A 26,166-nucleotide genomic window follows, 5' to 3' on the forward strand; every position below is an offset into this window, starting at 1 on the left:
TGCGTATTAAATTGTGTAGCAACTAGTTAGCTAGTTCAGACAGAAATTTAATGCGCATCAACCTTAATTCTTCCTCACTGATTTCGTCGTTGGAAAATTCGTCGAGTGCCACGGCGATATTATCAGTTTCGGCGGTCATAAAATAATCGTATATATCCTGTTGCCTTTCGCGGTCGATCACCTGGTTAATATAATAATCCAGGTTCAGCTTTGTGCCCGAATAGCAAATATGTTCAACTTCTTCAATTACATCGGCCAGTTCCAGGTCTTTCACCTCTGCAATCTCGTCCAGACTTACTTTCCGGTCAACCTGCTGAATAATGAAAATCTTGATCTTAGACTTGTTAACCGTCGATTTGATAACAACATCTTTCGCAGTTTCGATCTCGTTTTCTTCTACATACCTGGTAATGAGGTCAATAAATTGCCGACCAAACTTCTGCACTTTCCCCATCCCGACGCCATTGATCTGCGCCATTTCCTGCTGGGTAGTAGGGTAGGTAGTCGCCATTTCTTCCAGCGACGGATCCTGGAAAATCACGTAAGGCGGCAAATTCTTCTCTTTCGCTACCTTCTTGCGAAGTGCTTTCAGCATTCCCAAAAGCGCCTCATCGTAAGCGTGGGCGCTTCCAGTCGCGGCTGCTTCCTTGTCGTCGTCCTCCGGTTTTACTTCCTCTTCTTCGAAATTGTGATCTTTATGCAGGGTAACCTGGTAAGGATCACTCAGATAGTTGGCGCCTTTGGTACTTAATCTGATTACGCCGTAATTCTCAACATCTTTTTCCAGATAATTAAAAATTACAAGCTGACGGATCGTAGAAATCCAGTATTCACGCGATTCATTCAACTCGAGACCTTTCCCGTAAACTTCCAGCTTATCGTGTTCGTAGCTTTTTACATACTGATTTTCAGTTGCTGTCAAAAGATCTGCAATGTGCTCGCAATCAAAGCGCTGCTCTGTCAATGCAACTGCTTTCAACACTAAAACCACATCTTCCTGAACTTTTGATTTTTCAGTTGATTTGATACAGTTGTCACAAAAACCGCAGTCTTTGTCAAGATATTCTCCAAAGTAGCTCAGCAACTGCCTTCTCCGGCAAACGCCCAAAGTGGAATAAGCGACCATTTCATTCAGCAAGTGGCGCGCATTGTCTCTCTCGGTAACCGTTTTGTCTTTGTTAAATTTTTCTAGTTTCTGAATATCATCATAGCTATAAAACATCAGGCAATTACCTTCCAAACCGTCACGCCCGGCTCGGCCAGTTTCCTGGTAATAGCCTTCCAGCGACTTGGGGACGTCATAATGTATTACAAAACGCACATCCGGCTTGTCAATACCCATTCCAAATGCGATAGTTGCCACGATCACGTCGGCTTCCTCGTTCAGGAATGCATCCTGGTTCGACATTCTGGTATTGCTGTCGAGCCCGGCATGATACGGTAATGCACGTACGTCATTGACATTAAGTAGCTCAGCGACCTCTTCCACCGTTTTCCGGCTAAGGCAATATACAATTCCCGACTTACCCTTATTATTGCGGATATAGCGGATCAGCTGCTTTTTTACATCCTTTTTCGGACGGATTTCGTAGTAGAGGTTTTTTCTGTTGAATGAAGATTTAAAGGTTTCCGCTTCTTCCATTTGCAGGTTTTTGCGAATATCCTGCTGCACTTTTGGCGTAGCAGTCGCAGTTAATGCAATAATCGGAAGCTGGCCGATATTTTCAATAATTCCGTAAATGCGGCGGTATTCAGGCCGGAAATCGTGGCCCCATTCAGAGATACAATGTGCCTCATCAATGGCTACAAAGGATATTTTGACTCTTTTCAGGAAGTCCAGGTTATCTTCCTTCGTAAGCGATTCCGGCGCGATATAAAGCAATTTCAGGCTTCCGTCCAGCGCGTCAGATTTAACGCGTGTCATTTCGGCCTTGGTCAATGTGGAATTTAAAAACTGAGCATTGATACCAAAAGCGGTCAACTGGTCGACCTGATTTTTCATCAATGCAATAAGGGGTGAAATAACGATCGTCAGCCCGTCGCTGACCAGTGCTGGCAGTTGATAGCAAAGCGATTTACCAGCCCCGGTAGGCATGATTACAAATGTATTTTTTCCCAGAAGTATGTTTTGAATAATAACTTCTTGGTCACCCCGGAACTGACTATATCCAAATATTTCTTTGAGTTTTTCTTTTAACGTGTCTAGTACGACATGATCAACCTGCTTTACCATACTCTGTTAACAAAATGGTTATTCCAAACTTCTATATCTTTGTTTTTTGATTTGAATATCCACAATTGTATCCTTTTAAACTGTGTTTCAGATTTGAAATTAATAAAAAATATCCAGTCAATAGCAAAAGAAGTAATACGGCAGGAGGCAGAAGCTTTGCATACAATTATTGAACTGATTGATGATGAATTTGAAAACTGCGTATATACTATTTTAAATTCGGGAGGCCGGGTTGTGATTTCGGGAATAGGCAAAAGCGCGATCGTAGGGCAGAAAATCGTAGCTACCTTAAACTCAACCGGAACGCCCGCATTGTTCATGCACGCAGGCGATGCTATTCATGGTGACCTTGGAATGATCCAGGATAATGATGTGGTATTGGTGATCTCAAAAAGCGGCGATACGCCGGAGATCAAAGTTTTGGTTCCGCTGCTGAAAAGAACCGGTGTGAAAATGATCGCGATGGTCAGTAACAGGGATTCTTATCTGGCAAAAAACAGCGACTTTATCCTGCACGCATACGCGCCCAGAGAAGCCGATCCGCTAAACCTGGCGCCAACTACCAGTACGTCCGTTACGATGGCGCTGGGCGACGCTTTGGCTATTTGTTTGCTGGAAGCGCGAGGGTTTACGCACGACGATTTTGCCAAATATCACCCGGGCGGGGCCCTTGGAAAAAGGCTTTATCTGAAAGTCTGCGACCTATACCCGCATAATGCACTGCCAAGCGTAACAGAAAGTGCTACATTACAGCAGGTTATCCTCGAAATGACTTCAAAAAGGCTGGGGGCAACCGCAGTAATAAAAGGGGAAAATCAAATGGCGGGCATTATAACCGACGGAGATTTACGCCGGATGCTGAAAGAACACGAAGGCGAAAGCTTGCTGAATTTGAAAGCCAGCGACATTATGACGATCGCGCCGGTCACGGTTTCACCCGATGAATATGCGGTGAATGCGTTGGAGATCATGCAGTCGAAGAGTATTACCCAGCTAATTGTCGTTGAAAACAACCAGGTACTGGGCTTCGTCCACCTGCATGATCTGTTACGCGAAGGATTGGTGTAATTTGGTACCCTGAGCGCACGGGCTAAGTGCCGATTGCCGAAGGGATTATCTGAATCTTTTGGATTGCTGCACGGTGCGTTCGTCTTTCCGAATAAAACGGTTGGCGAAAACGTTTGCAAGCATTGCCCCTACCAGTCCGTAAAAGCCCATATCGTATTTGCCGGGAAGCTCCGGATCAAATAATTTGGCAGCTTTATAGAATGTGAAATAGATCACCAATCCCATCAAAATCGTCATTACAATCGAATTGACGGCACATAGTGCCGATTGCAGAACTCTGTTCCGGTACTGGAAAATGGCGTAAGCAGAAATACCGGCCACAAGAATTGCCAGTGCGATCAAATAATAAACGGGCTGGATATTGGATTGCACGGGCGTAACCTGGTGCGTCAGTTTTGTTGCGGTGAGCAACGCGTTCTGATCTCCCGAGAGTGATACTTTATTCCAAATCGGGAAAGCAAGGAACATGCCCATTCCGATCACTGCAATAGCTAGAAAAACAGTTTGTACTCTTTGTAACATTTCTTTTAAATATTATTATTCAAAATTTTGAAAGGCAAATTTAGCAAGACTAACCCAGCGGCGAAAATATCAGGAGACAACTTCACCGTAGAGGTCAAATTCTTCTGCATTATTAATCTTAACGTTCGCAAAATCGCCTAACCTAACATATTGACTAGCTGGAACAAGTACTTCATTATCTACTTCCGGCGAATCGAATTCAGTCCTTCCGATAAAATGGCCTCCTTCTTTGCGATCGAATAAAACTTTGTAGGTATTCCCGATTTTCTGCTGGTTCAATTCGTAGGAAATTCCCTGCTGCAATTCCATGATCGCGTCGGCGCGTTCCTGTTTGATTTCGGCAGGCACATTATCTTCCAAAGTATACGAATGTGTATTGTCTTCGTGAGAATATTGAAATGCGCCCAAACGGTCGAAACGCAGTTTTTCTACAAAATCGTAAGTTTCATCAAAAAGTGCTTCGGTTTCGCCCGGGTGCCCTACGATCAATGTTGTGCGCAATGTGATGCCTGGTACCTTTTCGCGGATACTGTAAATGAGAGATTCCGTTTTTTCACGCGTAATACCTCTGCGCATTGATTTCAAAATCTCGGTAGAACCCGTTTGAAGCGGCATATCAAGGTATTTGCAAACATTACTGCGCTCATTCATAATGTCCAGGATATCCATCGGGAAACCGGCAGGATAAGCATATTGCAGCCTGATCCACTCAATTCCTTCTATGTCGGAAAGTTGGGCGATCAGGTCTGAGAGGTTTCTTTTTTTGTAAATATCAAGACCGTAGTAAGTCAAATCCTGCGCAATGAGGATCAGCTCTTTGGTACCTCGTTTCGCAAGTGATTTGGCCTCTTTTATCAACTCGTCTATCGGGCGGGAAATGTGGCCTCCGCGCATGATGGGGATCGCGCAAAAACTGCACGGCCGATCACAGCCTTCGGCAATTTTCAGGTAAGCGTAATGTGTTGGAGTTGTTAATAAACGTTCGCCTACGAGCTCGTGTTTGTAATCTGCTTTGAGCGTTTTCAGCAATCTTGGCAATTCGTTGGTGCCAAACCAGGCGTCGACGGTCGGGATCTCTATTGAAAGCTCATCTTTGTAACGGTGTGACAAACAGCCGGTAACATAAACTTTATCCACCATTCCAGCTGCTTTTGCGTCGGCATAGCGTAGAATGGTATTGATCGATTCTTCTTTGGCATTATCAATAAACCCGCAGGTGTTGATCACCACAATCTGAGAATCATCTCTTTTAGACTCGTGAGCTACTGCAAAACCGTTACCCTTCAACTGAGTATACAATACTTCCGAGTCCACCACATTCTTGGAGCAGCCCAGCGTGACGATATTGACTTTGTTTTTTACTATTCCTTTGGTTTTCATTGGGATTAGCTATCAGCGGTTGGCTTTCAGCTATTTGAATTAAAAAATTTGCAATGCCTTTGGTAGCAAGTAATTGATTGTGAACTGAGAATCGGGGCGCAAAGTTCGGAAAAAAATAATCAGAATCATCATTTTAAGGCATTAGCGGAAAACGTCGCTTGTGATGTATGGGCGTAATTTTCTTAAAATATTCAAAAATTGCCGCCACACCTTTCGCTTGTCCTGAAAGGTAAAACACCTCACCGCTGGTCAGTATGAACTTGAAATATTGGACTATGTACCTCGATGTGTGATTACTGTACACGTCCACGGATGCAATGGTATCTTCCCGTAAAACGAATTCATTTCCATCCTTTTCCACCCACACTGTTTTTGACTCAGGATCGAATGTCAGTACCAGATTTTTCGAATGTTTCCAGTGATTTATGTGTAGAATGTGTATCCAGCCGGCCAGGAAAAGGAGCATTACGACTATGATTGCAAACATTAGATAACTCCTCCAATCGCCGTCAGATGGATATACATTCAGGTTGAAAAGAATTGTCGTGAAAATACCTGCCATAAATGTAAAAATGTAGGCCATGGAATTTTCAAATGTCACAAAAAAGCTGACGACAGTCGTTTTATAAACGCGGGGCTCCTTGAGAACACCGTAGATTTCGTTGTTGTGTTTCGTCAGCCGAAATACAATTATAAAGAGTGGAGCTGTGGTACCGCCCAACGCTATTATAACAACAATAAATGTTTCCCAATTAGTCAATCAACCTATTTTCTTAAACAAAGAATCCACAAACTCAGCCCGGTCAAATACTTGTAAATCATCCATTTTCTCGCCGACACCAATGTATTTCACAGGAATTTTGAATTCGTCGGAGATACCGATTACCACGCCGCCCTTGGCTGTTCCGTCGAGTTTCGTAATAGCGAGGGCAGTGATTTCTGTTACTTTGGTGAACTCGCGTGCCTGGATAACTGCATTTTGTCCCGTACTTCCGTCTAACACGAGAAGAACTTCGTGCGGCGAGTCGGGGATGATCTTTTGCATGACGCGCTTAATCTTCGAAAGCTCATTCATGAGATTGACTTTCGTATGCAAACGTCCCGCCGTATCGATGATAATCACGTCGGCGCCAATTTCGCTGCCTTTTTTCAATGCGTCGTAAGCAACCGCCGAAGGGTCAGTATTCATTCCGTGGTCGATCACAGGAACGTCAACCCTTTTTCCCCATAATTTCAGTTGGTCGACCGCCGCTGCGCGGAACGTATCAGCTGCTCCGAGTACGACCTTGTGCCCACGCTGGTGAAACTGATGCGCCAGCTTGCCGATCGTAGTCGTTTTACCAACACCATTTACACCTACAACCATAATCACGTAAGGTTTTGGTAAATGCTGGGTTTCGAAACTGTCTTTAATATCGATGGATTTATTCTCTGTAAGCAGCGCAGCGATTTCCTCCCGAAGAATGCTGTCCAGCTCTGCCGTAGTCGCGTATTTGTCTCTTGCGACTCGTTCTTCAATGCGTTTGATCACCTTCACGGTAGTCTCTACACCAACATCTGAACTGACCAGAATATCTTCCAGTTCGTCCAGAACATCCTCGTCAATAGTGGTTTTACCCACAATAGCGCGTGAAAGTTTGCCAAAGAAGCTGTCTTTGGTTTTTTCAAGACCCTTATCTAATGTTTCTTTTTTTTCCTTCGAAAAAAAGCCGAATAAGCTCATAATCCATATATGTTAACGGACCAAAAATAAAACAAAAAAAGTCCCAACAGGGACTTTTTAGTAATACAATATCACACTTCGGCTTCGCTCAGTGGAATAAATGCGATCAATGTCAGTCTGAGCGTAGCCGAAGACTAGTTTTTCAAAGCGCCTTGAACACCGTCAAGGGGAACGATTTCTTCTTTGAAGGTATAAGCTCCGGTTTTAGGAGATCTTACGGCTTTAATCACTTTGGCAAATGATTTACCGCCTTCTTTTTTCAGGGTAGCAACTACTTTCTTTGCCATGTCTGTATATTGTTAAAGTTTAAAAACTTATTTGATCTCTTTATGGACGGTATAGCGTCTCAGGAAAGAATTGAATTTCTTCAGTTCCATACGGCCTGGCGTATTTTTCCGATTTTTTGTAGTCACATAGCGTGACATTCCCGGAACACCGCTTTCTTTCTGTTCTGTGCATTCCAGTATGACCTGTACTCTATTACCTTTCTTAGCCATTTCTTTAATCGTTTTTACAAATAGGAGTGCAAAAGTAACAACATTAATTTTAATACCAATAATAAGAGCAAAATATCCGCAGAAATTTTTGATGATTTTTCTTGAAAGCGGGCTTAGTTAACCTCTTGTAGTACAAACGGGTAACTGCATCAAAGTTGCTGATAAAATCTATTTTATGCGTGATTCATGAAGGAAATATCGAGCAAACATGCTTTCTTCGTGTGATGTTTGAACACATTCCTTAATCTGGCGGAAATTTAAAAATTGAAAACAATGACAGTGAAAAAAAGCACTTCTTGGGCGATCGTAGCCCTGGCGGTTTACTTCGTGACAGGATGCTCTTCGAAGGACGATCGTGATAAATATGACCATTACTACGGATCTGGAAGCAAGTCGAGAGAGGAAACTGCACTTGTGAAGCTGGCAAACGACAAGAAAAATCAACCTGAAAAACCTGCTGTCGCTCCGGCTGCTGCGGCTCCTGCTGCCGCAGGTGACTCTGCAAAAGCGGGCGATTCGACTGCTGCCGCTGCACCTGGCGCAGCCGCAACTCCAGCAGTAGCCGCTGCTCCAAAACGCAAAGCGGTACCCTCCGAAGTTTCTGCATTGCTTAATAAACATGCTTGCTTCGCGTGCCACCAGGCTTATGACAAAGTAATCGGGCCGGCATATTCGGAAGTGGCTAAAAAGAAATATTCTGCCGACGAGATTGTAGCGCTGGTACACAGCCCAAAGCCGGAACACTGGCCTGGCTACCCTCCAATGGCGCCGATGGCGCACGTTCCGAAAGCGGATATCGTGGTGATTGCCAACTGGATCAATTCTTTGTAATAGAGACTTTTTTAGTCTGATAAATACGGGCCGTCCATGCTATGGACGGCCCGTATGCATATCTTTGTTATAGCATTTTCTATTATTATGACTCAAAATACCCTGCAACCGGCTGATATTACGGACGAACTTTTAGCCACTTACGAAACCGTAATCGGGCTGGAAGTACATTGTCAGCTATTGACAGAATCCAAATTGTTTGCCCGGGACGTGAATCGCTTTGGCACCGAACCCAATACCAATATCGGCCCGCTTACCCTCGCTTTGCCGGGCACACTTCCCAAAATCAACAAAAAAGCAATCGAATATGCAGTGCGGCTCGGGCTGGCTTGCGGGTGTTCGATCAGCAGGAAAACTACTTTTGACAGAAAAAATTACTTCTATCCTGACCTTCCGAAAGGATACCAGATCTCGCAGGATAAAAAACCCATTTGTGAAAATGGCGGCGTTGCGATTTCATTCAAGAATGCAGAGGGAAAAACTACTGACAAAGTAATTCGCTTTCACCATATTCACTTAGAAGAAGACGCGGGAAAATCTGTTCATGAAGGTGACCAGGAGGAAACTTTACTGGATTACAACCGCGCGGGAACACCGCTGGTAGAAATGGTTTCTGAACCGGATCTGAGATCAGCAGAGGAAACAGGCGCTTTTGTAACAGAAATCCGCCGCTTGGTCAGGTACCTGGGTATCAGCGATGGAAATATGGAAGAAGGTTCGCTGCGTTGCGATGTAAACGTTTCTGTTCGCAAATACGGCGCGCCGGAGTATGGTACCAAGGTTGAAATTAAGAACATGAACTCGATTCGCAATATGATGCGGGCGATCAGTTTTGAAGAGAGGCGCCAGGTTGCATTGGTTGAAAGCGACGGCCAGGTTCAGCAGGAAACGCGGATGTTCGATGTGGATAATGGGCAGACTTACGGAATGCGGGTAAAGGAAACGATGAACGATTACCGTTACTTCCCCGATCCTGATCTTTCTCCGGTCGTTATTTCGGAGGAGTGGCTTTCGGCTATTACATCTGCAATGCCTGCCTTGCCGCACGAATTGCGCGAGAAATTTGTGAACCAATATGGTATCCCCACTTATGATGCGATGGTATTGACCGATACCAAGGAAATCGCTGACTATTTTGAAGCGGTTTGTAACAAAACACCAGCGTACAAAACGGTTTCGAACTGGTTAATGGGCCCGGTGAAATCTTTCCTGAACGAAAATGGAGGAGATATTGCGCTTTTTCCTGTCAGCCCACAAAGTCTGGCCGATCTGATAGACCTGGCTGAGTCGGGTACGGTGAGTAACTCAGTGGCTACACAGAAAATTTTCCCGGTGCTTTTGGCAGAGCCGCAGCGTGAGCCGAAAGAGATTGCTGCAACAAATAACTGGCTGCAAAACAGCAATACAAACGAGCTGGAATCGTTGGTAGATGAGGTAATTAATTCAATGCCAGACAAGGTAGCGGCTTACCGCAAAGGCAAAAAAGGTTTGATAGGATTGTTTGTAGGAGAGGTTATGAAGAAGTCAAACAATACGGCGGATCCTAAACTGGTGAATCAATTGTTAGCAAAGAAATTATAATATTGAGTTTTCCCTAACAAGATCTGAACTTAGGTTATGAAGAAATTGATGAAAAGCGTTTTACTGGCTGCACTCGTTTTTGCGGGAATGCAGTCGCAGGCACAACAGCTTGAACCGAAGGAGTTTACTATTAACGGGAAAGTAAAAAGCGGCGCCAAAGGCGAGAAGGTTATCTTGTCGAAATCCTCGGCCGGCGGATCAGCTGTAAAAGTGGATTCCACACAGCTTGGTGCAGATCGCAGTTTTACGATCAAATCGAAGGAAAGTGACAGAGGGAGCTTTTTTACAGTAAATATAGCTGAACGGCAAAAAGTAGTGCTGTTGGTAGAAGGCGGCGAAACTTTTAACATTAATGCAGACGGTACTCCGAAAGACGCAAAAGGTAATGGAGGGAAAGCCGAGGTAACAGGTTCCAAAAACATGGAATACTATGCGCAGATAGATCAGCTGATGCAGGCTTTTGCTGCAAAAGTGACCGTTTGGAATGAAGAATATGCTGCCGCAGAAGAAAAGAAAGACACTAAGAAAATTGCCGAGATCCAGCAATCATTTGCGAAAGCTGACGGAGAGAGACTGACGGTGATCCGGAAACTGCTGCCAGAAATGGGAACTTCGCTGGTCGCGCTATTCACGGCCAATAACTTTTTGAATCCCGAAACAGATATTGAGGTCCTTAAAAAGCTGGCTGCCGATTACGAGCAGGTACAGCCTATGCCGACTTTGGCAAAAATGTTTATCGGGCAGATCAAAAGATTTGCGGGTGTCACGATTGGTCAGGACGCGCCTGATTTTACACTAACTAGCCCCGAAGGTAAGCCGGTTGCATTGTCGTCGCTGCGCGGAAAATATGTATTAATCGATTTCTGGGCTTCGTGGTGCGGACCTTGCCGGATGGAAAATCCGAATGTGGTGCGGATGTATGATAAGTTCAAAGAGAAGGGTTTTGATATTTACGGCGTTTCGCTCGACGATAACGAGAAAGCCTGGAAAACGGCGATTGCCAAGGATAATTTGAAATGGCAACACGGCTCAGAACTTAAAAAATGGAACTCCGGCGTGGCGCAGACTTACGGTGTGAATGCAATACCAGCCACTTTTTTGGTGGATAAAGACGGCAAGATCATCGCTAAAAACCTGCGCGGGCCTGCGCTGGAAAGCAAGTTGACCGAATTGCTCGGAGGAGCTCAATAGTTTACTTTTTGGTTATATCAATATCAAAATCCGCGGAAAACATTCTGCGGATTTTTTCTTTATATTACTATCAGATAGGATCTTCCAGCATATAAAGAAATCGCAGCGGATCCGGGTACAGAAATTCGTAGGGAAAATGCTGGGTAAGTTTTTCGTTGGAAATGATCTTGAAATCGGGCTTCGCTGCGGGTGACAAAAAGGTAGGCGCTTCCCAGCCGAATTGTGCGCAGGTATCCAGATAAATGGCTTTTCGGGGTGGGTGTAGCGGCGCTACTATATTGAAAGTCTCGTTTTTTACTCCCAGTTTCAGCATTGTTAAGATTACAGCCGCGCCATCATCGCGGTGAATGTAATTAACAGGTATTTCGCCGGTTGACATATCTTTTTGTCCCTGCACATATTTGCCCGGAATGCGGTTATAGCCCAGCAAACCGCCGAATCTGAGAATACTAACCGTTTTTTCAGGTCTTAATGATTCAATTAGATTTTCAGCCAAAACCATTTCCTGCGCTGGCGAATGTTCCGGAAGTGTTACATCTTGTTCGGTTACAATTCTGTTCAGATCCGGGTAAATGCTAGTTGAACTGATGAATATGACTTCTTTGACCGGAGAGTTCCTGATCGCGTCTACAACTGCCTCTATTTGTTTTGTATAAAAGCCCGGTTCATTTTTTCCCGAGCGCGGCGGCAGGGAAATGATCAGTGAATCGGTATCGAAAAATGCGCTGACAGAGTCATTTTCTGGAAAACCTGGTGTTAATGGTAACCGAAAACCTTCCAGCCCCCGACGCTCGAAATCGGCCAGCTTCCCCTCTGAGGTGGTGCTCGCTTTCACTACCGATGTAATAGGATCGACCAGCAAGCGTTGAGCTAATGCAATGCCCAGCCAACCGCATCCAAGAATGCTTATCCGTTTTTTTTCTATTTTTGAAGCTTCACCTGACATGTTATTTTCTCGTAATCGAATGGTTTATTTTAAGAATATCATTCTGCTTTTTTTGCTCGCTGCACTCTCGTTCTCCTGCAAGCCCGATCACCGGAGCGAGCCGGATATTAGTGACATTAATATCAATATCGTTTCAGAAAACCTCGATCAGGAGCTTTTTGCCTGCAAGTCTGTTACAGAAGTACAAAATTTTTTAAACAAACACAGTCACCTTCAAAAGTATTACTTCACCGAAGCGCCGGTCGAATCTCCGCAGCTTGCGGGTTATTTGTTCAGTGTTTTACAAAATCCTGATTTTCAGAGTTTCAGAGGGGAGCTTGATTCACTGATCGGCGACAGGAAAGCAGGAATTGTCGATTCCCTTTCAAATGCATTCAAACGGATCAAGCATTACTATCCTGCCTTTCAGGCCCCCAAAGTCGAATTTATCGTCACGGGATTCACCGGCAGCGATCTGTATATATCCGATTCACTGATTATTATCGGACTGGATTACTTCGGCGGGCCCGAGGCAAGATACCGGCCGGATGTTTTCGATTACCAGCTCCGGCGCTATCAGAAAGCGTACATTGTTCCGTCGATCGTTTTCTTTTTATCCAATAAATATAACCGGACAGATCCGGGCGACCCGACGCTTCTGGGCGATATGATCGGCTACGGAAAAGGTTACGAGTTTGTGAAATTTATGCTTCCCCACACGCCCGACAGTTTTATAATCGGCTATTCCGAGGCGGATCTTAAAAAGACTTATAACAGCCAGCAGAACATCTGGGGGTACTTTATAGCGAGTAAGTTGTTGTATGAAAAGAATGTGCTGCAAAAGAGGAAATTCATTGAAGAAAGACCATTTACCACCGAAATAGGAGAAAAAGTGCCTGGTGCAATTGCGCGCTGGGTCGGCTGGCGGATCGTGGGAATGTTTATGGATAAGAATCCGGAAGTATCTATTGTAGAGTTGATGGAGATCGATAATGCCAGCCGGATTTTGCAGGAATCGGGGTATAGTGGCCAGCCAGACGAAGTGGAGTAACTTTTTTACTTACTTTTGCTAAAACGAGTATTTGACTGAAAAGGCATTGATACCATTTACGCTGATCATATTTTTATTGCTTGTGCCGGGTTTTGTGGTAATAGGCGTGTACCTGGAAAGAAAGGTATCCGCATTTATCCAGGACAGAATGGGGCCGATGGAAGTGGGTAAATGGGGTGTGTTACAACTCTTTGCTGATCTTTTAAAGCTACTTCAAAAGGAAGATATTGTTCCCAAGGCAGCCGATAAGTGGCTTTTCCTGATTGCTCCCTTCGTTATTTTTGTCGCCGTTTTTGCCGGATTTGCTGTCGTGCCGCTTGCTCCTGATCTAGCCGGTTCCGGTGCTGCGGTGGGTGTGTTTTTTCTCCTTACGATCGTTTCAGTTGATGTTGTCGGACTGTTAATGGCGGGCTGGGGTTCTAATAACAAATTCGCATTGTTCGGTGCCATGCGCGCCGTGGCGCAGATCGTTTCCTACGAAATTCCGCTTGGGTTATCCATACTGTGTGTGGTAATGCTCACGCAAACCCTTGACTTGCAAGCAATCAGCTTCCAGCAAGGCATTTACGCTGTTGATCCGGTCTATCTTTTTGAAATGAAGCAATTTGGGCTGGATATCAGCGCGATAGGTGGATTTCTATCCTGGAATATCGTACGAAATCCTTTTCTGCTGATCGCCTATGTCATCTTTTTCATCGCCTCTCTTGCGGAATGTAATCGCGCTCCATTTGACTTGCCGGAAGGCGAATCTGAGTTGGTAGCAGGTTTTCACACAGAATATTCAGGAATGCGCTGGGCCATATTTATGCTTTCAGAATATGGTATGATGCTGCTTGTGTCGCTCCTTGGCGCTATTCTTTTTCTCGGAAGCTGGAATACACCATTTCCAAACATCGGTCCGCTGCGGCTCGCAGACTGGACCAGCGGAGAGCCGGGAACCTGGTTTGGATACCTCAGCGGCGCGTTTTGGTTATTGGGTAAAGCTGTATTTGGTGTGCTTGTCCAGATGTGGGCGCGATGGACGTTACCGCGTTTGCGGGTGGACCAGCTGATGTACCTGGGCTGGAAAGTGCTCACGCCGGTAGGACTTGTACTCTTCTTTATCTGCGGCGTGTGGCGACTAATAGGCATCTGATTTTCAAATGCTTAGTTCGTGATTTCAGCTCCGTCCAGAATATAGTTCATCTGGTAAATATCATCTGTATTGAGCTTCAATGTACCCGTGAAAGTAAGCCTTTCGTCAGTCTTGAATTTTTTCCCGTCTTTCTTTTTAAAATTAAGTGTCATCACAGTCTCCGGCCCTGCGCCACCGCAAAAAAAGCAGGCGCTGAATGGGAATGCAGATAACACGTACAGATTAGCATCCAGATCCACCGGAAGAATATAGCCTGTGATCGCTACCTGCTGGTTTTTTAGTTTCTGCACGCTCGGCCCGAATGTCGGGTGAAGCATATAAATGGATTCTTCCGCGTACCATTTTTTCTTGAAAGTAACATCTCTCAAAGTCTCCCAGGTTACTTTAATCGGCTCATTTGTAGGTTTGAACGCGAGTAAAGAGGTAATGCAGAAAAGGAATATGATCGTATTGAAGGATTTCATTTTGAATCGATTTGAATAAGGATTTCGCCTGACTAACAAATTTATGCAGATTATCATTCCTCTGCCAGCGTGCGCGAAATATTCAATTTATAAATACCGATAGAAGGCAGGGCAGCGGCTATTGCACCAACTGCCAGTGCAGCAAAAAGCAGATAGACCTCCTCAGGCAGTATCGCAAATTTGCCCAGTGAATAATGGAAATCTTGTTCTGCCGCCTTTGAAAAAAGCATTAACCCGACCCTGCTGAGTAATATTCCTGCGAAAAAACCGACAACCGAAAGGAAAAGCCCCTCAATCAGTAACATTAAAAAAAGCGACGTGCGGGTTGCGCCCATTGACAGCATCAGCGCCATTTCATATTTTCTTTCTTTTAAAGAATTATAAAGGGAAACAAAAACACTCACGCCGGCGATCGTAATAATAACCAGCGCGATCGCGCGCAAAGTTTCGATACCCACTCCTAGCAAAGAGAAAAGCCGGTTGATTTCAATGCTGGGTAATGCGGCTTGCATGGAAGTGTTCGTATTGACCTGCCGCGGGATCGTCATTAATCCCATCGGGTTGCGGAACTGGATCAATGCGCTCGTCACATCCTGCCCTTCCTCTTCGGCCTCGCCACCAGCTTCCTCATGATGCTCTTCCGGTTTTCCGGCACCAGCCTCCGCATGTTCGTGAACATCCCAGATACTCGAAAGCCGGGTTACGATCAGTTGGTCCACGACCGTCCCGCTTGCTGCGAAAATGCCGGTTACTTTATATTTTTTATGATCGTGCTGGTCGCCTTCGCCGTCGAGCCCGTGCGAGCTGGCAAATGTATCACCGATTTTCAGTCCGGCATTGCGGGCTACTTTACTCCCCACGGTAACTTCCATCGACGCATTATGAATATGCCCCTCTGCAACCTTTACCTTATAATGCTCAATATATTTTGGAGTTGTCCCAAGAATGCGGAAACCCTGGTAACTGTCGCCCATTGAAAGCGGGATAACCGTTTTGACGAAAGGATTTTTGCGTAAAGAATTCACCTCCGCCAGCGGCACGTTTCCGGTAGGCGCGTCGATCTGGTAAATACTGGACAGAATAAGTTGCAGCGGACTTCCTTTGGCGCCCACCACCATATCTATCCCCTTGATATTTTTCCTGAACTGCTCGTCGAGTTGTTGGTTCAAAAGCAAAAGCAGAGAGATCATGCCAATACCAAGCGCCAGTAACAATGCACTGAGAAAGCTGTTAAGCTTCTTTTCCCTGATATTTGCGAGGCTGATCTTGAAAAGGTTCATTGCTTTTTGTTTAACTAGGCCTGCCGGGCCGCAGATAGATTCGCCGCCGGGCTACAAAATTACCTGATTGGAAAATTCACTTTTAAGTCGCTGATCGTGCGTTACTACCACCAGACTGGCTCCTATGGAAGCGGATTGTGTTTTTAATAGGTCAATTACGCGCTGACAATTAAGGTCGTCGAGGCTGGAAGTAGGTTCATCGGCCAAAATCACATTCGGATCATTCATTAATGCCCTCGCAATGCTCACCCGCTGCTGTTCACCCTGACTGAGCTGCGATGTTTTTTTGGACAAATGTTCTGCGAAACCAAGCTCGTTGGCCAGATAAATAGCCCTCTTCCGATCCTGGTCTTTTTCTGCCAGAAAGTTGGATAACAGCATATTATCAATCACAGACAATGCGCTGACAAAATGCGCCCGCTGGTAAACGATTCCAATAGTCTTCGCCCGAATCAGCGCGATTTGTTCATGCGAAAGGTGCTTGATCGATCTTCCGCCAATAATCACCTCGCCGGATTCGGGTTGTAGCAGGAGTGCCAGCAGGTGCAACAGGGTGGTTTTTCCCTTTCCCGATTGTCCCAGGATCAGTAGAGTTTCCCTGTCACCGCAGCTGATATCAGGAAATTGAAATTTTTTTTGAGCAGAATAGGAAAACTTTAAATTGTGACTCGTAATCATTTCCCGGATCTTTTTTGGTCTGCAATGATAGCAAAGTTTTATTTGAGGTCAATTTAAAACGTCTGCGAATGTGCTTTCGGAGGGATTTCTAAAAATTAGGACCGCTACAAATAATTTTATCGGAAATACGTTGAAATGGTGATACACTCTGAAGAAAATCAACAACTATCCTATTTTTGCAAAAAAACGATTTGAAAATGCGTAGAAATTTTGAATTCAAGACAGTACCCGGGACGCTGGCGTTGATTTTTACCCTTGGACTATTAATAGCAGGTAAAGAATCTCAGGCGCAGAGCCGGGCTATTTTTGTCCCATATTCTACGGCAGGTTTTGGTATCGGTACTTCCAGCTATTTCGGCGATATGGCTCCTTACAGAAGACCGCTTGCTTCGATGTTCAAAATGGTGCGGTGGAGTATCGGGGGTAACTATACAAGGCACTTTACACCACGTCTGGGCGCCAGGGCCAGCTTCACTTACGCAAGAATTGCGGGCGACGATTACATTATGAACCGCGGCTCAAAATATGAGAGCAACGTATTTTATGCCAGAAACCTGCATTTTCGCAATGATCTGAAAGAATTTTCGGTTCAAGGTATTTTTAAATTAATTCCAGATGGTCGCAGTTACGACAGACGCCCGCAGTTTGGTGCCTATCTGTTTGCAGGTGTCGCATTAACAGCCCACAATCCAAAGGCACTTGATTCTCTTGACGGAGATTGGGTTAAATTGCAGCCGCTGGGTACAGAGGGCCAGGGAAATGAAGGTTATGCCAAACCTTATTCATTGGTACAGTTTGCAATACCGGTAGGAATCGGAGTTCGGTACAAGATCAATTCAAGATTCGATATCTCGGCTGAACTGGGTTTCAGGAAAACTTTTACCGACTACCTGGATGACGTTGCTGGAAAGTATGCAGATCCGGCTTTGTTTGCGGATGATCCATTGGCGGCGACAGTATCCAACCGTTCTACTAATCCGATTGCAGTAAGAAAAGGGGCCGACAGAACGGAATCTTTGAAGAAATTTTTGCAGGTTAATTATCAGATTGATGCCGCAGATCCTCTTGCAGCACTTCCCGCTACTGGTTATGGCGCACCTGGGAGCGCACGCGGGTATAGCCCCAGGTTGAAGGATAATTATCTGTTCGGTATGATCCATATCAACTATATGCTGCCTTCTCAAATTAAATGTCCTCCTTTAAAATAAAGGCACACTTTGAAATATTTTTCTAGAAACTATATTGATAAATACTTGCTGTACATCTTGTCGGCAGGTATTTATTTTTTTGCCGCAATTTATACAACCACAATTGCTCAGAAGATCGAGTTAGGAGCTGGAATTGGGGGTTTTAATTACAAAGGCGATATTGCTCCTACGCAAAAAATTCGCTTCATCAAACCGGCCGGTAGTTTGTTTTTCCGGTTCAATCCTAATCAGGCATTGTCGCTTCGCGCTGAAATTGCGGGAGGTATTATCGGTGCGGATGACAAGCATAGTGACGATCCTTTTCAGCTAGCGAGAAACAAGTCTTTCACGACCAGGATATTCGAAGGAAGCGCAGTCGCGGAATATAACTTTCTGAATTTCCAGGAACGCAGATTAGCTGTCAACTGGAGTCCTTATTTATTTGGCGGGGTAGGGTATTCAAAGTTTGATCCCAAAGTTCAGACCAATCCTTACAAAACATCCACATTTACGCTGCCTTATGGTGTTGGTATCAAATACCAGGTTCGCCGGCCGTGGAATATTGGTATTGAATATGGCGCGAGAAAGACTTTTACAGATTTTCTTGATGATCTGGGTGGCAAGCCAGTCGCAACCGACAAGCTAGTACAAGGCGACCCTTCACTGAAAGACAACTACTATTATCTCCGGTTATCAGTAACCTACACTTTTTACAAAATCGTTTGTCCCTGATCTATGAAGAAAGCGCTACTGATCGGGTTAGGTGTTATTGTTCTCGGATTGATTGCGTTTGCCGGCGTGAGAATGTACACCAAATCTTTCAGCCCGGAGGCAGTAGCGGAAACTTCAAAAGTTGCGGGCATCAAGGTTACTTACAGCAGGCCAAGCAAAAAAGGAAGATTGATTTTTGGCAGGGATAAGGATAATGCACTCTCTCCTTACGGAAAAGTGTGGCGAACGGGGGCCAATGAAGCAACGTTAATCGAATTTCAAGAGGATATATTAATGGCGGGGAAACCTGTTAAGGCGGGCACCTACTCGCTGTATTCCGTTCCGGGGCAAAGTACCTGGAAGATTATCCTAAATGCAGAAACCGGGCAATGGGGTACCGAATATAATGACGGGAAAAACGTAATGCAGGTTGAGGTTCCAATTCGGATCCGCCCCACTGTTCAAGAGCAATTTAATATCTATTTTGAAGATATACCCGAAGGTGTAAATATGATATTAAGCTGGGATCAGACAGAAGCGCTGGTTCCTTTCACCCACAAATGAGATTGGTTTACTACATTTGCCGACATGTTTGTTGGAGCTATTGAGAGAGTAGATCAGTTCACCCGTCCGATCCATTTCATTTTCAGATATTATTCGGGCAGCGATATCGTACCCGGAACTGCCACTTTGTTTTTCGTGAACGAAGACGGATTTGCAATTACATGCAGGCACGTGGCAAAGCAGATTTTGCATGCAAATGCGATCTACGAGAACTATCTCAAATTCAGAGGTGAACTACGAAAATTTGAAAAAGACCCCGGTTTAGAAACGCAGCGGCTCAGCCTGGAAACCAAATACCGGATCAACTCGGTGAATCCCATCCGCATTCTTTTCAACTTTATCCAGTGCGTTTCGGCTTACAAAGCGCTCTCCATCCATTTGCATCCTACCCAGGACCTGGCGGTTATTCAGTTTCGTGATTTCGAATCCATTCAATACCAGGGCCACGCGCATTTTCTGAAAGATTCGCGCGCTGTGCGACAAGGCCGGTACTTATGCCGGCTGGGTTACCCTTTTCCTGAGTTTACAAATTATCAGTATAATAAAAATTCCGGGGATATTGAATGGACAAAAGCGGGCCGCTCAAAAACCCCCAGTTTCCCGATCGACGGCATCATTACTAGGCACATCGGTGAGGCTAATGAAGTAACAGGAATTGAAATGAGCACCCCCGGCTTACGCGGCCAAAGCGGCGGGCCGCTGTTTGATCCGAACGGCATTATTTACGGAATGCAAAGCGCCACCCGCCACCTCCATCTGGGATTTGATCAGGTCAACAGAGAAGTGATTTCGGAAGGCCAGCGAAAGAGGGTTTCCAATTATCCTTTTTTGAATGTAGGTCAATGCGTGCACGTGGATGTGATCAAGAACTTCTTGCGCGAAAAAAAAATTAACTTTTACGAACAGGATCACTAAGGTAGTTTTTGCCTGAAAAAATCTTTTTTTTACTGAAAAACGACTTGATCATGGCAGAACTGCAATACGATTTGATTCAGAGTGAGCTTTCGGAACCATTTATAGTTTCGCAGGAATCGATTACACATTTCGAAACCTATGGATATGTTAAGCTCAAAAACGTGCTCAGCCCGCAGCTGCTCGAACATTATGGAGCAGTTATCACCGATCTCGTATTCAAGCTGAACAAATTGACCAAGCCGATGGAAGAACGCACGACTTACGAGCGGGCATTCTTGCAGGTGATGAACTTGTGGCGCGAAAGTGAGGAAGCAAAAGAGTTTGTTTTTTCAAAAAAGCTGGCCCGGATCGCGAATGACCTGTTGCAGGTGAAAGGCGTGCGGCTTTATCATGACCAGGCTTTGTATAAAGAATCTTCGGGAGGCATTACTCCCTGGCATGCGGACCAGTTTTACTGGCCACTCTCTTCACCTAAAACGGTTACAGGTTGGATCCCTCTTCAGGAAACTTTGATGGAAATGGGGCCGCTGGCATTTGCAGAAAAAAGTCACCACGTAGAAATAGGTCGCGACCTCGAGATCAGTGACGAAAGCGAGGCGCTGATGAATGAGAGTTTAAAGCAATTTTCATTGAATGAAACTCCCTTTGAATTGGGCGAAGTAAGCTTTCACGCAGGCTGGCTGTTCCACCGGGCAGGAGCGAATGTATCCGGCCGGCCGCGCAAGGTGATGACGATGATCTATATGGACAAGGATCAGCAAATTGTGCAGCCAAGAAATGAGTACCAGCAGGCTGACTGGGAAACCTGGTTGCTATCCAGACCAGTTGGCGGACCAGCCGATAGCGAGCTGAATCCTGTGTTGTTTCAATATTAGTTCGGTTAAAGAATAAGCAGTAGTTCTTCCAGCCGGCGAATATCGTAGGTCGGTGCCTCGTCAAACTGCAATCCGGCAGGGTTGAGGTAAACGGTATCTATTCCAACCTGTTTGGCCCCCATAATATCCGCAACCCAGTTATCTCCGACCATAATACTTTCCTCAGCAGAGGCGCCTGCGGTTTGCATAGCGAATTCAAAGATCCGTCGATCAGGCTTTCTCGCATTTGCATTGTCGAAACTGATCACATTCTCGAAAAAGTGGCTGATCTGAGAGCTGGCTATCTTCCGTACCTGGATTTCGTTGAAACCGTTTGTGATAATATGCATCCGGTAGCCGGCAGCCTGAGCGTAGGTCAATAGATCCAATGCGCCTTCCAGCAGGTGTTTTTTGTCAGGTAGCGCCCGCAGGTACATTTCGCCGATCTCGTCATGATTGTCCGGGCAATGTACGCCCAGTTCCGCGAAAACCAATTTAAACCTTTGCTCACGTATATAGGTATGGTGCAATTGTCCGCGGTCGAAAGCATCCCACAATGCAGTATTAATTTTGAGGAAACAGGTAATAAATGCGTCCTTTGATGTAACTCCGTGTTGTTCCAGGGCTAGCCGGTGAAAAATCTCTTCGAGGGATTCCGACGAATTTTTTTCAAAATCCCAGAGTGTATGGTCCAGATCAAAGAAAATATGTGTGTATTTCATATCTGGCAAAAGTTCAATATTTATTGGAAAAGTTAAATTTTTAGATTCTATTTCTTTGTAAAAATAATTGTGTCGATGAGTAAATCCGTCGGCCCCAATTAAGCGTAAGTCTATTTGATAAATTCTATTATTTGTTGCCAAAAGAACAGAAGATATCGCAAAGGATCGAATAATAGCAAAAATATACCCTGGTTGTTAACATGTGTTAACGGAAAACAATTTCCCGAAAAAAGAAACCCAAACATTTGCAAATTATTTGCTAAATCTATTTCTTTGAATCGTATAATTTCAAATACAGATAATTATTTCATTTTTATCACCAGACAGAAAGGAGAAACAATATCGGAGAACCGCTCTACGTTAACTAAATCGAATAATAAAAATGGAGAAAGTCCTAGTTAGCGACAGTGAGTTGGTGACATTGTATATCCGTGGGAACGAGAAAGCTTTCGAAAAACTCGTTCAACGCCATAAATCAAGAATATACACCACTATTTATCTAATTGTCAAAGACCAATATGTAGCCGAAGACTTATTACAGGATACATTTATAAAGGCCGTAGATACGATAAAAGGAGGTAGATATAATGATGAGGGCAAGTTCTTGCCATGGATTATACGTATCGCACACAACCTTGCCATTGATTATTTCAGACGCGATAAACGCTACCCCAATGTAGTATTCGAAGACGGAAGCAGTGTTTTTAATACGCTGGATTTTTCGGAGGATTCCGTTGAGTCAATCCAGATTCGTCAGGAAACACATGAACAACTGCGGGAAATGATCCAGCGGTTACCTGATGTGCAGAAGCAAGTACTGATCATGCGCCACTATGAGGACATGAGTTTTCAGGAAATTGCGGACGCCACGGGAGTGAGTATTAATACGGCATTGGGCAGGATGCGTTACGCGTTGATAAACTTGCGTAAGCAATTCAACCAACGTGCCCCACAGTATGACAAAAACTTTTACCTACGATGATGTTGTAAGGTATTTATATGCCGAGACAACAGAAAATGAAAATGAACTGATTGTTGAGGCGCTTGCTCTTGACGATAATCTGATGGACTTCTATCTGGATTCGCTCGAAATTCAAACCCAGATGAACAAAATCACCCGGACTCCTTCGGAAAAAGTGATTTCGGAAGTTTTCAGATATTCACAGCAATTCTCGTCGAAAAGACCTATTGCCCTTCTCTATAATTGAGGGCGGTAGGTTTTTCTTTTTACCAGCTATTCGCTGAATAGCTGGATTTTGTCGTTGTTATCAGCTTTGATTCCTATTTATGCTTAGACAGGAGCGGTTCAGACTATTTCTGGATTATTTTACCAATAACTTCCCTGAACCTGAAACCGAATTACATTACAACAACCCGTACGAATTGCTGGTATCGGTGATATTGTCGGCACAATGCACAGACAAACGCGTAAACATCGTGACGCCGCCGCTTTTCGAGCGTTTTCCCATTCCTGAGGCGCTGGCCGCTTCCAATGCAGAAGAGGTTTTTACCTATATCCGCTCAATATCCTACCCAAACAATAAGAGTAAGCATTTGGTAGGAATGGCCCGGATGCTGGTCGAGCAATTTGGCTCAGAAGTGCCGGCTTCCGTGGATGAACTGCAAAAGCTGCCGGGCGTTGGTCGAAAGACAGCCAATGTAATTGCGTCGGTGATATTTAACCAGCCTGCAATGGCAGTCGACACGCACGTATTCCGCGTTTCGCATCGTTTGGGGCTCGTTCCTTCTACTGCGAAAACGCCGTTAAGTGTTGAGAAAATATTGGTAAAATATATTCCGAAACAGCTCGTTCATAAAGCGCATCACTGGCTGATTTTGCACGGACGTTATATTTGCGTCGCCAGAAACCCGAAATGCGGCGTGTGCCCGTTATCTTCCTTTTGCAGATTCTACGAAAAAAATGTACTTATGGAAGTTTCGGCTTTGTGATTGCAACCAATAACAGTTGCGCAGAGTCTATCGATGCAAGTAGTTAATCCCATTTAATTTAAAAGAAAGGAAGACAAGAAATGAAGCGTACTTATTTAGCATTGTGTTTTTTACTTGCTATGGTGGCAGGTTTGTCAGGATGTATGAAATCCGACAACGAGGATGAGGAGAAAATGGCTGAGAACGAGACTCAGATCCAGGAGTTTCTCGCAAAAGACAGCGCAGGATCTTCTGCGATAAAGGATAGTTCGGGTTTGTATTACATTATCAGGAAGTCAAATCCAAATGGTCAGCGGCCAAAGAGAGGGGACGGAGCGACTGTCAGGATCAATGGATATCTGTTGAATGGAACGAAGGTTTTATCAATCAAAGACGATTCGACATTTACTTTTCCAGCGGAGGGATATTCGACCAATATCTTCGGTCTTGAGCGCGGAATATTCCTGATGAAAACGGGAGAAAAAGCTACTTTTCTTCTGCCTTACACGTTGGCTTTTGGCAATGCAGAAAGAGTAAACATCCCTGCTTATTCTGTGATCAGACTTGAAATTGAATTTGTAAAAACCAGAACCGAAGTTCAGCAGATCGACGATTTCCTGGCGAGGAAGCAATTTCCTGTCTCTGAGCGTACCAGCAGTAATTTGGTAATTATTAGAACCAACACGGTTACTGGGGATACGCTGGGTGTGGGCAAATCCGTCAGCGTTAAATACGTTGGAAAGTTCTTAGACGATTCGAAATTCGACGAAGGAACCATTGCAGTAACTACCGGCACTAACGGTGTGATTCCGGGATTCGACAGAGCAGTGCGAAGAATGAGGAAAACTGAAAAAGCGATTATCATTTTTCCGTCTTCTCTTGGATACGGAGCTAACGGTAACCCGAAGGTACCGCCTTACACGCCATTACAATTCGAGATCGAAATTCTGTAATACGCTAGTTAAGAGAAAAAGGCTGTTCGTGACCCGCTCATGAACAGCCTTTTTTATTTTTCAACCAATTCAATAATTACGTTGCTTATTTCTGTAACCTCTTGCTCCGTTAACTGAGATCCGGATGGAAGGCAAATACCATTTTCAAAAAGATTTTCAGCCACATTTCCTCCAAAGTAGGGTGCTGATTTATAAAGTGGTTGTAAATGCATCGGTTTCCAGACCCGTCTGGATTCTATTCCTTTTTCGAAAAGAGCCAGTCTGATTTCTTCTGGCGCAACATTGGAAGTTAATTGCAATGCAGTCAGCCAGCGGTTTGAATATCCGCCTGCTGGTTCCTCCTGAAATGAAATGCCGGGAATTGCAGCCAGGTACTGCTGATACCGATTGAAATTAGACCGGCGCGCTGCCACACGCTCATTCAGAACTTCCATTTGTCCGCGCCCGATACCTGCACAAACATTGCTCATCGCGTAATTATAGCCAGCCTCGGAATGCTGAAAATAAGTAGCCGGATCTTTCGCCTGCGTCGCTAAAAACCTGGCTTTATCCGTAAGCGTTTTAGAATCTGAAAGTAAAGCGCCACCGCCGGAAGTAGTGATTATTTTATTTCCATTAAAAGAAATAATCCCAGCTTTGCCGAAAGTGCCCAAATGCTTCCCTCTATACGTAGAACCCAGCGCCTCGGCTGCATCTTCTATCAATGCAATACCGTACTTGTCACAAATCGCCAGCAACTCATTCATTAAACAAGGCATTCCATACAAATGCACGCAGATCAATGCTTTTGGTTTTTGGTTACGCTTTATGTAATACGTTACCGCCGTTTCCAAAGCCTGTGGGCATATATTCCACGTTTTTGGTTCGCTATCGATGAAAACGGGCGTGGCGCCGAGATACAGAATCGGATTAGCAGTGGCAACGAAAGTCAGCGACTGGCAGAGTACAATATCGCCTTTGCCTACACCTAATGCACACAATGCTAAATGAATAGCCGCTGTCCCGGAAGCCAGCGCAACCGCATATTTTGCATCGGTATATTGGGCTAGCTCATTTTCAAAATGACCAATATTAGGTCCGGCAGGCGCGATCCAATTGCTATTAAACGCCTCTTGAACGTATTTCAATTCTCCACCGCCCATGTGTGGAGGCGACAGCCATATTCTGTAATTCATAGTATGTGGTTAATATGTTAAAATTCTGGCCGGGTTACCTGCGGCGGTAACATTATCCGGAACTGATTTGGTAACGATGCTACCTGCGCCGATCATGCAGTTTTTTCCAATTGAAATATTAGGTAAAATAATGCAGCAGGCACCCAGCAACGTATTTTCACCAACTTTCACATTGCCGCAAAGCGTAGCCCGAGGCGCTACGTGCACGAAATCGCCGAGCTCGCATTCGTGTTCTACAATTGCTGCTGTATTGATAATTACATGCTTGCCAATCCGCGCATCTGCCTGGATAACTGCCTGTTGAAAAACCACAGAACCTTCCCCGATCATTACCGTGGAGTCGATAAATGCGCTTTCATGAATGAAATTGCTAAACTTATGACTTACTTTTTCTGCTATTAAGCGCCTTGCCGAATTGTCTCCTACCGCGACGATCAGCTCCTGTCCGGCAAAAATTTGCGGGTGGTAAGTGACTGTTGCCTGTTCAAAAAGAGCAGTATCCATTTGATCGTCGAAAATTGCTTCGACTGTTATTCCTGCATCAATCAGCATTCGGAAAATGACCTTCGAATGGCCGCCCGCTCCGTAGATCAGCAT

29 protein-coding genes are annotated in these 26,166 nt (G+C 44.8%); 15 read left to right on the forward strand and 14 right to left on the reverse strand.

The features are described from left to right. Positions 1–22: 22 nt before the first annotated feature. Complete coding sequence (recQ, locus tag KOD92_RS24565) at positions 23–2,233, reverse strand: DNA helicase RecQ (RefSeq protein WP_215236270.1); 2,211 nt, start codon at positions 2,231–2,233, stop codon at positions 23–25. Between the two features lie 93 nt (positions 2,234–2,326). Here recQ and KOD92_RS24570 point away from each other — a divergent pair, with 93 nt between their 5' ends. Continuing rightward, positions 2,327–3,301 (forward strand): KpsF/GutQ family sugar-phosphate isomerase, encoded by a 975-nt coding sequence (locus tag KOD92_RS24570; protein ID WP_215236271.1) that lies wholly within the window; start codon positions 2,327–2,329, stop codon positions 3,299–3,301. 45 nt (positions 3,302–3,346) lie between these two features. On the opposite strand, the gene KOD92_RS24575 is transcribed toward KOD92_RS24570, so the two are convergent. The 6 genes from KOD92_RS24575 to rpmG all read right to left on the reverse strand — a co-directional run bounded on the left by KOD92_RS24575 (position 3,347) and on the right by rpmG (position 7,423). After that, the gene (locus KOD92_RS24575) at positions 3,347–3,823 is read right to left on the reverse strand and encodes a DUF4293 domain-containing protein (RefSeq protein ID WP_215236272.1); all 477 of its coding nucleotides are present in this window, start codon (positions 3,821–3,823) and stop codon (positions 3,347–3,349) included. Positions 3,824–3,892: 69 nt separating this feature from the next. Then, positions 3,893–5,203, reverse strand: coding sequence for a 30S ribosomal protein S12 methylthiotransferase RimO (gene rimO / locus KOD92_RS24580; RefSeq protein WP_215236273.1), 1,311 nt, complete (start codon positions 5,201–5,203; stop codon positions 3,893–3,895). 133 nt (positions 5,204–5,336) lie between these two features. Beyond that, complete coding sequence (locus tag KOD92_RS24585; RefSeq protein ID WP_215236274.1) at positions 5,337–5,786, reverse strand: hypothetical protein; 450 nt, start codon at positions 5,784–5,786, stop codon at positions 5,337–5,339. Positions 5,787–5,963: 177 nt separating this feature from the next. Then, positions 5,964–6,926 (reverse strand): signal recognition particle-docking protein FtsY, encoded by a 963-nt coding sequence (ftsY, locus tag KOD92_RS24590; protein ID WP_215236275.1) that lies wholly within the window; start codon positions 6,924–6,926, stop codon positions 5,964–5,966. Between the two features lie 134 nt (positions 6,927–7,060). Beyond that, a complete protein-coding gene (locus KOD92_RS24595; RefSeq protein WP_149639761.1) occupies positions 7,061–7,213 on the reverse strand; it encodes a DUF4295 domain-containing protein in 153 nt (50 codons plus the stop codon). A 27-nt stretch (positions 7,214–7,240) separates the two neighbouring features. Continuing rightward, a complete protein-coding gene (rpmG, locus tag KOD92_RS24600) occupies positions 7,241–7,423 on the reverse strand; it encodes a 50S ribosomal protein L33 (RefSeq protein ID WP_019944752.1) in 183 nt (60 codons plus the stop codon). A gap of 273 nt (positions 7,424–7,696) precedes the next feature. Here rpmG and KOD92_RS24605 point away from each other — a divergent pair, with 273 nt between their 5' ends. The 3 genes from KOD92_RS24605 (at position 7,697) to KOD92_RS24615 (ending at position 11,026) form a co-directional block, all read left to right on the forward strand. Further along, entirely contained in the window at positions 7,697–8,254 is a 558-nt protein-coding gene (locus KOD92_RS24605; protein ID WP_215236276.1) for a c-type cytochrome, read from the forward strand. Between the two features lie 87 nt (positions 8,255–8,341). Further along, positions 8,342–9,835, forward strand: coding sequence for an Asp-tRNA(Asn)/Glu-tRNA(Gln) amidotransferase subunit GatB (gatB, locus tag KOD92_RS24610; RefSeq protein WP_215236277.1), 1,494 nt, complete (start codon positions 8,342–8,344; stop codon positions 9,833–9,835). A 36-nt stretch (positions 9,836–9,871) separates the two neighbouring features. Next, entirely contained in the window at positions 9,872–11,026 is a 1,155-nt protein-coding gene (locus tag KOD92_RS24615) for a TlpA disulfide reductase family protein (protein ID WP_215236278.1), read from the forward strand. A 70-nt stretch (positions 11,027–11,096) separates the two neighbouring features. On the opposite strand, the gene KOD92_RS24620 is transcribed toward KOD92_RS24615, so the two are convergent. Then, positions 11,097–11,972 carry an NAD-dependent epimerase/dehydratase family protein gene (locus KOD92_RS24620; protein ID WP_215236279.1) on the reverse strand — a complete coding sequence of 292 codons (876 nt, stop codon included), beginning with the start codon at positions 11,970–11,972 and terminating at the stop codon, positions 11,097–11,099. 19 nt (positions 11,973–11,991) lie between these two features. Here KOD92_RS24620 and KOD92_RS24625 point away from each other — a divergent pair, with 19 nt between their 5' ends. Next, on the forward strand, positions 11,992–13,002 hold the full coding sequence (locus KOD92_RS24625) for a gliding motility protein GldB-related protein (protein ID WP_215236280.1): 1,011 nt from the start codon (positions 11,992–11,994) through the stop codon (positions 13,000–13,002). A gap of 49 nt (positions 13,003–13,051) precedes the next feature. Then, a complete protein-coding gene (locus KOD92_RS24630; RefSeq protein WP_215236373.1) occupies positions 13,052–14,137 on the forward strand; it encodes a complex I subunit 1/NuoH family protein in 1,086 nt (361 codons plus the stop codon). Between the two features lie 11 nt (positions 14,138–14,148). Here the strand turns inward: KOD92_RS24630 and KOD92_RS24635 are convergent, their stop codons facing one another. The 3 genes from KOD92_RS24635 to KOD92_RS24645 are packed head-to-tail and all read right to left on the reverse strand — an operon-like array spanning position 14,149 to position 16,559. After that, positions 14,149–14,601 (reverse strand): DUF3299 domain-containing protein, encoded by a 453-nt coding sequence (locus tag KOD92_RS24635; RefSeq protein ID WP_215236281.1) that lies wholly within the window; start codon positions 14,599–14,601, stop codon positions 14,149–14,151. 53 nt (positions 14,602–14,654) lie between these two features. Further along, positions 14,655–15,881 carry an ABC transporter permease gene (locus KOD92_RS24640; RefSeq protein WP_215236282.1) on the reverse strand — a complete coding sequence of 409 codons (1,227 nt, stop codon included), beginning with the start codon at positions 15,879–15,881 and terminating at the stop codon, positions 14,655–14,657. Between the two features lie 51 nt (positions 15,882–15,932). Further along, a complete protein-coding gene (locus KOD92_RS24645; RefSeq protein ID WP_215236283.1) occupies positions 15,933–16,559 on the reverse strand; it encodes an ABC transporter ATP-binding protein in 627 nt (208 codons plus the stop codon). Between the two features lie 197 nt (positions 16,560–16,756). Between KOD92_RS24645 and KOD92_RS24650 the strand changes: the two genes are divergently transcribed. Genes KOD92_RS24650 through KOD92_RS24670 form a run of 5 tightly spaced genes read left to right on the forward strand, consistent with a single transcriptional unit; the run spans position 16,757 to position 20,811 of the window. Continuing rightward, positions 16,757–17,767: a hypothetical protein gene (locus KOD92_RS24650; RefSeq protein ID WP_229254829.1), complete on the forward strand. Its 1,011-nt coding sequence runs from the start codon at positions 16,757–16,759 to the stop codon at positions 17,765–17,767. 9 nt (positions 17,768–17,776) lie between these two features. Then, positions 17,777–18,478 carry a type IX secretion system protein PorG gene (gene porG / locus KOD92_RS24655; protein ID WP_229254830.1) on the forward strand — a complete coding sequence of 234 codons (702 nt, stop codon included), beginning with the start codon at positions 17,777–17,779 and terminating at the stop codon, positions 18,476–18,478. A 3-nt stretch (positions 18,479–18,481) separates the two neighbouring features. Continuing rightward, on the forward strand, positions 18,482–19,021 hold the full coding sequence (locus tag KOD92_RS24660) for a DUF2911 domain-containing protein (protein ID WP_215236284.1): 540 nt from the start codon (positions 18,482–18,484) through the stop codon (positions 19,019–19,021). A 24-nt stretch (positions 19,022–19,045) separates the two neighbouring features. Further along, positions 19,046–19,936, forward strand: coding sequence for a trypsin-like peptidase domain-containing protein (locus KOD92_RS24665; RefSeq protein ID WP_215236285.1), 891 nt, complete (start codon positions 19,046–19,048; stop codon positions 19,934–19,936). A gap of 50 nt (positions 19,937–19,986) precedes the next feature. After that, positions 19,987–20,811, forward strand: coding sequence for a phytanoyl-CoA dioxygenase family protein (locus KOD92_RS24670; protein WP_215236286.1), 825 nt, complete (start codon positions 19,987–19,989; stop codon positions 20,809–20,811). Between the two features lie 5 nt (positions 20,812–20,816). On the opposite strand, the gene KOD92_RS24675 is transcribed toward KOD92_RS24670, so the two are convergent. Continuing rightward, complete coding sequence (locus KOD92_RS24675; RefSeq protein WP_215236287.1) at positions 20,817–21,512, reverse strand: YjjG family noncanonical pyrimidine nucleotidase; 696 nt, start codon at positions 21,510–21,512, stop codon at positions 20,817–20,819. A 382-nt stretch (positions 21,513–21,894) separates the two neighbouring features. Here KOD92_RS24675 and KOD92_RS24680 point away from each other — a divergent pair, with 382 nt between their 5' ends. The 4 genes from KOD92_RS24680 (at position 21,895) to KOD92_RS24695 (ending at position 24,394) form a co-directional block, all read left to right on the forward strand. Beyond that, positions 21,895–22,494: an RNA polymerase sigma factor gene (locus KOD92_RS24680; RefSeq protein WP_149639748.1), complete on the forward strand. Its 600-nt coding sequence runs from the start codon at positions 21,895–21,897 to the stop codon at positions 22,492–22,494. Continuing rightward, entirely contained in the window at positions 22,469–22,720 is a 252-nt protein-coding gene (locus KOD92_RS24685; protein WP_215236288.1) for a hypothetical protein, read from the forward strand. Before KOD92_RS24680 ends, KOD92_RS24685 begins: the two co-directional genes overlap by 26 nt. Positions 22,721–22,799: 79 nt before the next feature. Next, entirely contained in the window at positions 22,800–23,462 is a 663-nt protein-coding gene (gene nth / locus KOD92_RS24690; RefSeq protein ID WP_215236289.1) for an endonuclease III, read from the forward strand. Between the two features lie 80 nt (positions 23,463–23,542). Continuing rightward, a complete protein-coding gene (locus KOD92_RS24695; RefSeq protein ID WP_229254832.1) occupies positions 23,543–24,394 on the forward strand; it encodes an FKBP-type peptidyl-prolyl cis-trans isomerase in 852 nt (283 codons plus the stop codon). Positions 24,395–24,447: 53 nt separating this feature from the next. On the opposite strand, the gene KOD92_RS24700 is transcribed toward KOD92_RS24695, so the two are convergent. Both KOD92_RS24700 and KOD92_RS24705 read right to left on the reverse strand, forming a co-directional pair. Continuing rightward, positions 24,448–25,569 carry an aminotransferase class I/II-fold pyridoxal phosphate-dependent enzyme gene (locus KOD92_RS24700; protein WP_215236290.1) on the reverse strand — a complete coding sequence of 374 codons (1,122 nt, stop codon included), beginning with the start codon at positions 25,567–25,569 and terminating at the stop codon, positions 24,448–24,450. 9 nt (positions 25,570–25,578) lie between these two features. After that, a complete protein-coding gene (locus tag KOD92_RS24705; protein WP_215236291.1) occupies positions 25,579–26,166 on the reverse strand; it encodes an acetyltransferase in 588 nt (195 codons plus the stop codon).

Source organism: Dyadobacter linearis (assembly GCF_907165045.1).
GTDB classification, from domain to species: domain Bacteria; phylum Bacteroidota; class Bacteroidia; order Cytophagales; family Spirosomataceae; genus Dyadobacter; species Dyadobacter linearis.